Source organism: uncultured Wocania sp. (genome assembly GCF_964021735.1).
Lineage (GTDB): Bacteria > Bacteroidota > Bacteroidia > Flavobacteriales > Flavobacteriaceae > Wocania_A.
Map to the genome: position 1 here is coordinate 1 of NZ_CAXIBN010000014.1, position 12123 is coordinate 12123.

A 12123-nucleotide genomic window follows, 5' to 3' on the forward strand; every position below is an offset into this window, starting at 1 on the left:
TTTTATCGTAATCTGATGATAATGGAACAATACGTACTACCTCGTGTGACCCTTTGGTAAGTGTTCCAGTTTTGTCAAACACAATGGTCGATATTTTACGGGATGCTTCAAATGCTGTTCTGTTACGAATCAATAACCCATTTTTAGCAGAAATGCTAGTAGAAATTGCAGCGACTAATGGCACTGCCAAACCTAAAGCGTGTGGACAACAGATAACCATAACAGTTACCATACGTTCTAAGGCAAATGACACCGTTTCACCCAAAGCCAACCACGTAAAGAATGTACCAAAACCTAAAACCAATGCAATTACAGTAAGCCATTTTGCAGCTACATCTGCCAAACGTTGTGTTTTAGACTTCTGTTTTTGGGCTGTTTGCACCATATTTATCACTTTTGATAAATAAGTTTCTTCTCCAATGCCCTTTACTTTTACTTTAATAACGCCATTTCCATTGATGGCACCGCCAATTACTTCTTCATCTACCGTTTTACTTACGGGCTTACTTTCCCCAGTGAGCATACTTTCATTGAGGTCACTTTTACCTTCTACTATTACGCCGTCAGCCGGAACTTTTTCACCTGGTTTAATGAGAATGATGTCTCCTTGGTTTAGCTTGCTTATTTTTACTTTTCGAGTTTGGTTTCCATCTACCAAGTTAGCTTCGTTAGGCATTAATGCTGCTAATGCTTCCAAGGCTTTACTTGCTCCCAAAATAGAACGCATTTCTAGCCAATGACCAATTAGCATTACATCAATAAGTGTTGCCAATTCCCAAAAAAACGTTTTCCCCTCAAACCCAAAAATGACCGCAACACTATAGAAGTAAGCTGCTGAAATCGCAACTGCAATAAGCGTCATCATTCCTGCTGACTTCTTCTTTAACTCACTTACCAGTCCATTTAAAAACGGCCAACCACCATAAAAATAGACGATGCTTGAAAGGATAAACAAAATATAATTGCTACCTGTAAAATTCCAATCTACGCCCAACCAATTCTGTATCATTGGCGATAATAGAAGAATAGGTATAGTCAAAATTGTGGACACCCAAAATCTTCGTTTAAAATCTTCTATCATCATTTTGTGATGGTCGTGTCCCATTTCGCCGTGAGCAGGATTGTGACCTGAATGGTCCATCTTACTATGGTCCATTTCTGCCTTTTGTTTGGGATGGTTTCCGTGGTTATGGTGTTCGTGATGTTCCATCTTTTAAATATTTTGAGTTAACATTACAATTGCCATCACAATCATAATGGCATTTTCAATAAATGTAGCTTCCGTCATTGGCAGTTTTAATGCCGTTCCCAAGCAAGCACAGCGGATGGATTTTTTATCCAAAAGTGTTTTGGTAACACCAACAGTTGTGATACTTAACACAATGAGCGTAGCGATTAGAGCAATTTCTATTTCAAAACGCATTAAAAACATCAGTCCTAGAGCAGTTTCTATGAATGGGTATATCCAACCATATATTGAAACCCGCTTTGCTAATGGGTCATACATTCTAAAAGATTCTGGAAAATTTTTTAAATCCAGCATCTTGAAGAAACTGAATACGATAAAAAACAAACCCATAAAATCCAACATTACCATATTACCATCCCAATTTTTATAATGCAACAATACGCTAGCTGTTGCTATGTAAAAAAGGATGAGCAACAAAGGCTGCAATTGTTGCAGTTTTGATTTTTGCTCTGTTTCATCCATAGATTGGGATGTCATCTGGAAAACATTTTTGTTTTCCTTTTCCGAAAGAGTATATTTTTCAGGTAACGCTTTTTTAAGGGTTTCTGTAGCAACGTGGCTACTCATTGTAACTTCAGCTTCGGCTTTTTCGAGGTTAACAGTAACGTTGGTAACGTTATCTACGTTGCTCAAATATTTTTCTACCGAAGCCTTACAGCCTCCGCAGGTCATTCCTTTTATGTTATATGTATGTGTCATTGTTCATTTTTTTAATGATTATTACACAAAATTAATTTCTGCAACCCACCTTCATTTGTACAATTCTGGATAATGCTTATACAATTTGGTCTATGGATTTTCTGTTCCATTTTTGCAGGTTTTTAAATACCGTCATTGACATTCCTGTCACATTTTTGAACTGTCTCGCCAAATGGCTACTATTATTATAATCTAAACTGTAAGCTATTTGCGAAAAATTCAATTGTCCCAACTGTATCAGTTCTTTTACCTTCTCAATCTTTAAATTGATTTCATATTTTTCAATCGTTACACCTTCAGTTTTACTAAACAGCTTACTTAAAGCTGAATAGGATTTAATAAACCTTTTGGTCAAAAAAGATGAAAGGTTTGTATTGTCTTGATTTTCGATTTTTTTTATGAGTACAATCTTTATTTCCTCTATCAAAATTTCTGTGTCATCCTTTATGATTTCAAAACCGTGTTTGTTCAGCACTTTTTCCAATTCTAATGCTTGGATGCCTGTCTTTTCGTTTAGAACAATTCGCCCAAGCTCAACCGATTTTATGTCACAACCCAATTCCTCCAACTCACGCAATACAGTTGATTTGCATCTGTCGCACACCATATTCTTTATGTTAAGGGTTTGCTCCATATTTCTTTTATAGTGCCTGAAACGGGAAGGGCTATTAACCAATTAATCAGTATTTCCTTCCCATATCAGGTCTTTATTTTAAATTTTCTTTTAGGTTCTTCATATAATCAATAATCAAGATCTTTTCAGATTTGGATAATTTCGCATTCTTATGAATTAAGGCGTAAGATGAAAGTGGCATTTCATCATCTTCAACCTGACCTATAATAGACTTTAATTTGCTATTCTTCCTTCGGTTGGAATATGCATCCCATTCATTAAAATTCAATACCTCTTTTCCATCTGCTATATGATTTTCGAGAAACCAAGCGGTAGGTTGGATTTTATTGTACCATGGGTAATCTGTGTTATTACTGTGGCAATCATAGCAGGACTCTTGTAATAGTGTGCTAATATTTTCTGGTGGATTGTTTATCAACAAAAAATCAGTTTTTGGCACAACATCACTTTGGTTTAGCTCTGTGGGCATAAACTGTATGCCCACAAAACATACCAATAGAACAAGTGCTACGATTTTCACAATTCTCATTTAGTTTATCTCTTTTTGTACTTTTCCGCATTTCAGCATTTTACTACCGTAATAAGGATTTTTAATATCCTTGTTCATACTTAACCAAGCACTACCGCCATCGTACATAGGACAAAATTGTTGATACAAAGTATTTTCTGTTCCTGTGATTGCGACCATATCCATAATGTCCTTACTCAATGTCTTGAAATGTTCACGCTGGTGGTCCATTTCGCTCTTACCGATATGTTCTGCGTGTTCCTTAGCATCAGTAATGATGTCTTTAAGCTCTTTTTGCTGTTCAGCTGTATAGTTACTTATATCAAACTCACTTAAAGTATTGTTCAATTTGTTGCCAGCTTTTGCAGCTTTGTCTTTATCGGTTTCCACAAGTGCGTCTTTAAGAGCCATATAATCTGCCAATACCTTTTGGGCACTTGAATTTTGCGTATTGGAATCCATCATATCATTGGATTTATCCATTTTATCATGATTCATTTCAGAATGCGTTGTACTATCGTGAGCATTTTCTTTTTTGGTGTCTTTGCAAGACATTGCTGTTAAACTTAAAAATGTCATCATCATAATTGTTGTTGTTAATCTTACTTTTTTCATTATTATTAATTTTAAATTATACTTGTTTTTTTAGTTACTTAAATAATTGACTATTGTGGTTTTTACATAGTAGGTTTTTATGGATTCTATTTGGTTTATTTGAAACTTTAACTGCAATTCCTGAATGTCTAGAACATCATTAAAATCAATGGTTCCAGTTTCATAGCTTTTCATTAATATCTCTTCGGCATCATTAGCTTGCTTCAAATTCTTCGTCTGTGTTTTGTAGCTGATTCTTGCTGAGGTTCTATCGTTTATAGCTTTGTCTAAAACAGTTTCCAATTTGTTCAAACGTTCTTGTTTCTGAGCGGTTATTTCCTGCTGTTGTAATTCGTTTTGTTTGGTCTGCGATTTGTATTTTTTGTTGAAAATTGGAATTGATACTGATACCATTGGCATTACAATGTCTTTTCCGTTATCACTAAAATTCATATTTGGTCGTTTGTCAACGTTGACATAATCCAATCCAAAACCAATCATAGGAAGGCTTTCTTTTTGATTTAATAATTCTGACTGCTGCACAGATTGGTAGAGCTTGTCATATTTTATCAATTCCGGATGCAGGGATAAATTTTCTGTATTAACCAAAGTAGTTTCAAAAGGAATGGTCAATTCCTCAACTACATTCACGGCAATATTCTTATCACGGTTTAACAGTTTATTAAATGCTGTTTGTTCCGCTAAATATTGTTGAGCTAATACGTCCTTTAATTGTTCTAACTCATTTTGACGCATTTGTAGTCGCAAAACATCTACTGCAGATGCTTTGCCAACTTCAACAGAAGTCAATGCCAAAGTCTCGTAGGTTTTGAGTAATTCAATATTTTGCACCAATACCTTTTGCTTTGCTTTGTTCGCATACAAATTGTAATAGGATTGTGATACAGCTGCTACTAATTTTCTTTTTGCAATAACAATATCTTCATATTTGGCATTGGCTAAAGAGCTTACATAATTTTCTCTGGCTGTTATAGAGCCAAACCAAGGTAGCATTTGTTTTGCTGATACTTTGAAACGTTGTGCTCCTGTTCTTGTCTCTGGTTCGCTAACAAAGTACCCAACCCCAAATTCAGTATTTGGAATCGTGTTTACTTCATTTACTTTTTCAGAAAAAATACTATATTGTAATTCAAATTTTTGAATTTCTGGACTATTTTTTAATGCTTCCTTTATAAGAGTTTCCAATTGTTGTGCATTTGAAAAACCAAAAGTTAAGAGTCCAATTCCTATTAAAATTATTCTTTTCATTTCGCTACTTTTTTAAGTTGTATCTCTTGTTTCCAACTGTATAAAACAGGAACAACAAACAATGTGATTAATGCGATAACCATACCCCCAAAGCTTGGTATTGCCATAGGAATCATTATATCACTTCCGCGCCCTGTAGATGTTAAAACTGGAAGTAATGCCAAAATGGTAGTTGCCGTGGTCATCAAACAAGGACGTATACGTTTTTCTCCAGCTTCAACTACCGATGCCCTTATTTCCTGTTTTGTCTCGGGTGTATTTCTATCAAAGGTTTGGGTTAGATATGTAGCCATAACTACACCATCATCTGTTGCAATCCCGAAGAGTGCAATAAAACCAACCCAAACAGCAACACTTAAATTAATAGGGTGCATTTGAAATAGGTCTCGTAAATTTTCTCCAAAAAAATTGAAGTTTAAAAACCAGTCTTGCCCATACAACCAAATCATCACAAAACCACCTGCAAATGCTACAGCAATTCCTGTAAAAACCATTAATGATGTGCCTACCGAACGGAACTGGAAGTATAAAATCAAGAAGATAATGAGTAGAGCCAATGGCACTACTACTGATAAAGTTTCTTCTGCTCGCAATTGATTTTCATAGGTTCCTGTGAATTGATAGTTGATGCCTTTAGGCACAATCAATTCTCCCGAATCTATCTTTTGCTGAATTAGAGCTTGGGCATTTTCAACCACGTTTACTTCTGCAAAACCATCTAATTTGTCGAATAGCACATAGCCCACTAAAAAAGTATCTTCACTTTTAATGACTTGTGGACCTTGTTCATAACGAATGTTTGCTAATTCACCCAATGGAACTGGACTACCTTTTTCAACTGGTACATAAATTTGTTTTAAATCGTTTGGATTGGCTCGTAGTTCTCTTGGATAGCGTACACGAACGCCATAACGTTCACGACCTTCAACAGTTTGAGTTAACACCATTCCACCTACGGCTACTTTTAGCACATTTTGAACATCATCTATTGAGATACCATAACGAGCCAGTTTCTCTCTATCTATATCAATTAATAAATATGGTTTTCCAACAATACGGTCTGCAAAAACAGCTTCGGTTTTAACACCTTCGGCTTGTTTTAAAATATCTTCTAATTGAATTCCAAAAGTTTCAATCTGTTTTAAATCTTGTCCTTTTACTTTAATCCCCATTGGTGCACGCATTCCTGTTTGAAGCATTACTAATCGGGTTTCAATGGGTTGCAATTTTGGTGCTGAAGTGACCCCTGGTAGCTTAGTTACTTTTACTATCTCTTTCCATATATCGTCTGGAGATTTTATTTCTGGTCGCCAGTTTCTGAAAAATTCTCCATCATTATCAGGAATTAGGTTATTGGAATTTTCATCAACGGTTATTAAAACTTTTTTACCATTCTTTCGAGCGTTCTCAACTTCTGTAGAACCTACGGATGCATTTGGGTTCTCAACTAAACTACCGTCTGTACGAATAAAAAAACCTTCATCATCCACTTTATAGCGCTGACGTTTGCCTTTTTCATTCAATATATATTCTGGTTTATATTGGATGACATTTTCATACATTGATAATGGTGCTGGGTCTAGAGCTGATTCTGTTCTACCTGACTTACCAACAACCGTTTTGATTTCTGGAATACTGGCTACAGCCATATCCAATTGCTGTAAAACCCTAGCGTTTTCTTCAACTCCTGCGTGGGGCATAGAAGTGGGCATCAACAGGAACGAGCCTTCGTTTAATGATGGCATAAATTCCTTTCCTGTATTTTTCATTATGAAAAAGCCAGCAACAACAATAAGTGTTGGAATTGATAAGAATGTTATTTTATTGACTAAAGCCCATCTTAAAATACGGGTATAATATTTTCTGAATAAGGTAAAAACACCCAATAATCCAAAACATATAAGTCCAACGAAAATAAGATTCCATAAGATGCTTCTATCTACTCCTAAAGGTCTCCAATATTCAGCCAAAAGAAATACTATGGCGAAAGCAGAAATACCAATATTCAAAACATTAGCACGCTTTTCTGTAATCCTATCTTGATTTTTTAATAGGGTAGAAACTCCAAATGCGATTAGGATTAATCCTAACCAATAACCAAAGGCAGTTGCTACGATACCAAGTGCTATTAAGATGCCATTGATTATATAACTAGATGTCTTTTTTAAACTTTTCTTTCTAAATAGGAATGCTGCAAATGGTGGAATTAAGAACAATGCCACTATAATAGATGCTGTTAATGCAAACGTTTTTGTATAAGCCAATGGCCTAAACAATTTGCCTTCTGCACCAATCATTGTAAATACAGGAATGAAACTAATAATAGTGGTCATTACTGCTGTTAATATTGCACCAGACACTTCTGCGGTAGCATTATAAACAACGGTGTTTATAGGTAATTTTCCATCATCTTCATCTAGATGCCTAAGAATGTTTTCTGAAAGTATGACGCCTACATCTACCATCGTACCAATAGCAATAGCGATACCTGATAATGCAACAATATTTGCATCAACTCCAAAGAGTTTCATTGCGATAAACACCATTAAAACGGCTACTGGTAAAAGTCCGGATATTAGTATAGAAGCACGAAGATTAAATACCATAATGATGATGACCAAAATGGTAATTAGTATTTCTAGAGTTAGTGCTTCGTTAAGTGTTCCTAATGTTTCTTGTATGAGTTCCGTTCTATCATAAAAAGGTACAATGGTTACTTGAGAAGTCCTTCCATCGCTCAATACTTTTGACGGTAATCCTGAGCTTAATTCATTTATTTTCTCCTTAACATTATTAATAACTTCCATCGGGTTTGCGCCATATCGAGCAACAACAACAGCTCCCACGACTTCTGCACCTTCTTTATCTAAAATTCCACGACGTGTTGCAGGACCTAAAGAGACTTTACCGATGTCTTTGATTTTGATTGCTGTATAATCTTCTGATGTAACTACAGCATTTTCAATGTCGGCAATGGACTTAACATAACCCAAGCCACGCACCAAGTATTCGGCTTTGTTTATTTCTAATGTCTGAGCACCAATATCTTTATTACTTTCTTTTACAGCTTTTACAACGTGATGCAAGCCAATATTATATTGACGCATCAATTCTGGATTAACATCTACTTGATATTCTTGAACAAAGCCACCAATAGAGGCTACTTCTGAAACACCACTTGCTGATGACAAGGCATACTTCACATAGTAATCCTGAATACTTCTTAATTCGTGTAAATCCCATCCACCGGTAACCTTTCCATTTTCATCACGACCTTCTAGCGTGTACCAAAATATTTGTCCCAAGCCTGTCGCATCAGGACCTAATGCAGGATTAACACCGTCAGGTAATAAACCACTGGGTAATGAGTTTAATTTTTCGAGAATACGACTACGACTCCAATAAAATTCTATATCCTCTTCAAAAATGATATAGATACTCGAAAATCCAAACATAGACGAACTACGAATGGTTTTTACGCCTGGAATGCCTAAAAGCGATGTGGTTAATGGATAAGTGATTTGGTCTTCTATATCTTGTGGGGAACGACCATCCCATTTAGTAAACACTATTTGCTGGTTCTCGCCAATATCTGGTATGGCATCTACCGCTACAGGATTACTTGGTAAAAAACCTGTTTCCCAATTAAAAGGTGCATTAACTGTTCCCCATCCTATAAATAGCACGAGCATTAATACTGCTACAAGTTTGTTTTCTATTAGAAATTTTATGCTTTTGTTTAGCATTAGCTTTGATTATTAAACAATTAGACATTGGCATTAAAAAAAACACCGAATACAAAGAATTATCCTAATGGAAAACATCCACTGGATAAAAAGGCTATTGTTTGAAAATCAAATCAAATAAGTCTCGTCAAGCTTGTAGATTTGCCTTATGACGAGTGGTGGAGCGTAATCTCTATATGAAGTTACATTTTCCTCTAAACCTTCAAAAAGGTTGATGTAAGTGTAAACAAATGAAGCAACAAATAATTGTTGGTCAAGTGTTTGTTTATTAAAAGTTATCTTTAATTCGTCTTGACCGTCAATAACTAATTGCTCATCAGAACAGCAATCTTTTATCTTAATCGAGCAACCTTCAGTCGAAGGGCTTTCAATATCCATTCCACAAGTTTCTACTTTGTTAAAAATGGCAGAATCAACTAAAGTATCTCCACAATAATGCATATCAACAGTAAATGACATTGTAGAAAAAAGCACTACAATTGCCATTAAAAAGGATGATATTCTGTAAAAAAATTGCTTCATTGATAATGCAAAGGTATAAATTTTTAACAATTTTTCTTTGGATTAACAATTTTTTAATTTTGCAGGTAACTCTTTTGGTTCTAATAATGGGCTTTCAACAAAAAGTCGGACAAATTTTCTAAGACCTATTCCACATATTTAACTTGATAAAATTTGGACTTACTATATTTGACTGGACATTAAGTTGAGGGAATAACAGTTACATAATTTACCTTTGATTTTTTTTTAGTTAATAGAGAAAATCAAGTTTGGGACTCTGATATTACTTATATACAAACTGGTCAAGGCTGGATGTATTTGACTGTCATTATAGACCCGTTTCATAGAAAAGTTGTAGGATGGATGGTCAATGAGCCAAACATTAAGTACTAGTGATACTATCATTCCTGCTTTCAATATGGCTGTAGCATCAAATACTATTACTGAAGAACTTATATTCCATTCTGATAGAGGAACTCAATACGCTAGTTATAAATTCACCAATATCTTAAAAAGCTATAAGGGACTTATAAAACAATCTATGAGCAGGAAAGGAAACTGCTGGGATCATGCAGTAGCTAAATCTTTCTTAAAAGCTTAAAGGTAGAATGGGTATATAAACACAATTACTGGCTTAGGTCAGAAGCTGAGTTATCTATATTTCAATGGATAGAAACTTGGTATAATAGAAGAAGAATACACGCTTATTTAGGGTATAAATCTGTAGAAGAGTTTAAAATTGAAATGTTTAATTAAAAAGTAGCTGCATGACTCTCATCTAATTGTCCACTTGTTTATTGCAAGTCCATAGCGAAAGTGTAATAATTTGTGGAACTCTTTATCAGTACTTAGCTAGACTTATCGAAATCAAATCAAAAGCCTATATTTATCAATGACGATAGGCCTATAACTTATAGCCAATTTATTAATTTAATAACACTATTAAGATCGGTGCATAAGTTTTTCAATTTTTGTAGGTATATTAAACTTTGGATGTGCAAAGTAAAAGAATAAAGTTAAAAACCCTTCCTTACTAAATTTCTCTCTAATTAAATTATACGCTTTACACATATGAGCTTGAACTGTTTTTGGGGAAATATTGAGAGATTCTGCTATTTGCGCATGGGTCATTTTTTCATATTTGCATAAAACAAACACTTCCTTGCATTTAGTTGGTAGTTTTTCAATTGCTAATTTTAATTTTTCAATTCTATTGTTATTTATTTCGTCATCCTCAACAATAGCATCCATTAGCCGTTTGTATTTCCAACTATCTAAAGTTTTTTGCTCACGTTTTTCTTTGCGATATTTATCAATATAGGTGTAATAGGCTGTTTTGTATAAATAACCATTAATAGAATTTATATCATCTAACTTTTCTTTTGAATTCCATAATTTAATAAATGTTTCCTGTAAAATATCATCAGTTTCAAATTCATCTTTGGTAAAGCTATTTATGTAGGCCATTAACTTCCTGTAATTTGAATCGTAGATAACTTTAAAAGCCTTTTGATCTCCATTTTTTAAGGCATTTACTAAGTTCGATGTTTTTTTTGTGTTAGTCATAAACTATATAATCGATGCTAAGTTATATATAAAAATGTAAAAATGTATAGGCATTTTAAAAAAGTTAGACGTATTACTTATAACTAAATGGAATTATTGTGAACCAAAGAACAGAAAAAATAATTGCAAACTACTTTGATGGGAAAATATCGGATAGCGAAGCTAATGAGCTTATTGCTTGGATAGAAAAAGGAAATAGAGATGTTTTTAATGAATATGTTATTTTAAATTTTTCAACAGAGCAATTACAAGCAGTAAAAAGTGATAAAAAAGAGATGTCTTGGAATATTATATCATCCAAGATCAATAACAAGAGATTGGTACAGGGTATTCCTCTATACAAAAGAAGTGTATTCAAATATGCGGCAGCAATATTGATATTTGTTTCGGCTGGCTACATCTTCTTAACAAAAGATAGCGTTGTTGATAACACTCCAATAATAGTAAATAACAATATTACAGCAGGAACAGATAAGGCTATATTGACACTAGAAGATGGAACTAATATTACTTTAGAGAAGGGGCAACAATACACCTCAAAAAACGTAGAGAGTAATGGTAAAGATTTAATTTATGTTCCAAAACAAATCATTCAAACAAAATCAAAACCTAGTTTAGCTTATAATTATCTAACCATTCCTAGAGGAGGTCAATACTTTGTAAAATTATCCGATGGTACTCAAGTATGGTTAAACTCCGAATCACAGTTAAAGTACCCTGTTAACTTTATTGAAGGTGAAACAAGGCTGGTAGAATTGGTTTATGGTGAAGCCTATTTTGATGTATCCCCTAGCACTAATCATAGTAATTCAAAATTTAAGGTGCTTACAGGAATCCAGGAAGTAGAGGTTTTGGGTACTGAGTTTAACATTAAGGCATATCAGGACGAAGAATATGTTTATACAACACTGGTTGAGGGTAAGGTGGCCGTAAAGAATTCATTAACTAGAAGTCAATTGATTCCAGGTCAACAAGCCATCATAAACATTGATACAGAGAATCTGGATATTGCAGAAGCCGATATTTATAGAGAAACTTCATGGAAAGAGGGCGTGTTTAGCTTTAGAAAAAAGCCATTAAAAGATATTATGCGAGTATTGGCGCGTTGGTACGATATGGACGTGGTTTTTGAAAGCAAGAACCTTAAAGAAGAAAGGTTTATAGGAACATTGGACAAAAGTCAGAGTATCGAGAGTATTTTATTGTCCATTAAAAATACGAGTAACATTAATATTGTATATAAAATAAAGAATAAAACAATCTATTTAAAATAAAAATCAACTAACTTAAATTATAGAAATATGAAATAAAAAGACTAAAAACTAAAAGAGGAAGTAGGTCTCCAACCTAGACAGTA

Annotated in this window: 10 protein-coding genes and 1 pseudogene; 2 read left to right on the forward strand and 9 right to left on the reverse strand. The window is 34.2% G+C overall.

Annotated features, from left to right (window positions below):
- The 8 genes from AADI82_RS02440 to AADI82_RS02475 all read right to left on the reverse strand — a co-directional run.
- The coding region (locus AADI82_RS02440) for an HAD-IC family P-type ATPase (RefSeq protein ID WP_341214881.1) at nt 1–1210 on the reverse strand (1210 nt) is incomplete at its 3' end.
- Between the two features lie 3 nt (nt 1211–1213).
- A complete protein-coding gene (locus tag AADI82_RS02445) occupies nt 1214–1948 on the reverse strand; it encodes a MauE/DoxX family redox-associated membrane protein (protein ID WP_341214882.1) in 735 nt (244 codons plus the stop codon).
- A 76-nt stretch (nt 1949–2024) separates the two neighbouring features.
- Nucleotides 2025–2582 (reverse strand): AraC family transcriptional regulator, encoded by a 558-nt coding sequence (locus AADI82_RS02450; RefSeq protein WP_341214883.1) that lies wholly within the window; start codon nt 2580–2582, stop codon nt 2025–2027.
- A gap of 73 nt (nt 2583–2655) precedes the next feature.
- Complete coding sequence (locus AADI82_RS02455) at nt 2656–3111, reverse strand: heme-binding domain-containing protein (protein ID WP_341214884.1); 456 nt, start codon at nt 3109–3111, stop codon at nt 2656–2658.
- Entirely contained in the window at nt 3112–3705 is a 594-nt protein-coding gene (locus AADI82_RS02460; RefSeq protein WP_341214885.1) for a DUF3347 domain-containing protein, read from the reverse strand.
- A 30-nt stretch (nt 3706–3735) separates the two neighbouring features.
- The gene (locus AADI82_RS02465) at nt 3736–4953 is read right to left on the reverse strand and encodes a TolC family protein (RefSeq protein ID WP_341214886.1); all 1218 of its coding nucleotides are present in this window, start codon (nt 4951–4953) and stop codon (nt 3736–3738) included.
- On the reverse strand, nt 4950–8699 hold the full coding sequence (locus AADI82_RS02470; protein ID WP_341214887.1) for an efflux RND transporter permease subunit: 3750 nt from the start codon (nt 8697–8699) through the stop codon (nt 4950–4952). The genes AADI82_RS02465 and AADI82_RS02470 overlap by 4 nt, the downstream gene beginning before the upstream one ends.
- 108 nt (nt 8700–8807) lie before the next feature.
- Nucleotides 8808–9221, reverse strand: a complete 414-nt coding sequence (locus tag AADI82_RS02475; protein ID WP_341214888.1) for a hypothetical protein — start codon at nt 9219–9221, stop codon at nt 8808–8810.
- Nucleotides 9222–9443: 222 nt separating this feature from the next.
- On the opposite strand from AADI82_RS02475, the pseudogene AADI82_RS02480 reads away from it, so the two are divergent.
- Nucleotides 9444–9956: pseudogene (locus AADI82_RS02480) on the forward strand (IS3 family transposase); the annotation flags it as partial.
- A gap of 186 nt (nt 9957–10142) precedes the next feature.
- Here AADI82_RS02480 and AADI82_RS02485 read toward each other — a convergent pair.
- Complete coding sequence (locus AADI82_RS02485) at nt 10143–10766, reverse strand: RNA polymerase sigma-70 factor (protein WP_341214889.1); 624 nt, start codon at nt 10764–10766, stop codon at nt 10143–10145.
- Nucleotides 10767–10864: 98 nt separating this feature from the next.
- Here AADI82_RS02485 and AADI82_RS02490 point away from each other — a divergent pair, with 98 nt between their 5' ends.
- The gene (locus AADI82_RS02490; RefSeq protein WP_341214890.1) at nt 10865–12040 is read left to right on the forward strand and encodes a FecR domain-containing protein; all 1176 of its coding nucleotides are present in this window, start codon (nt 10865–10867) and stop codon (nt 12038–12040) included.
- The last annotated feature ends 83 nt before the right edge of the window (nt 12041–12123 follow it).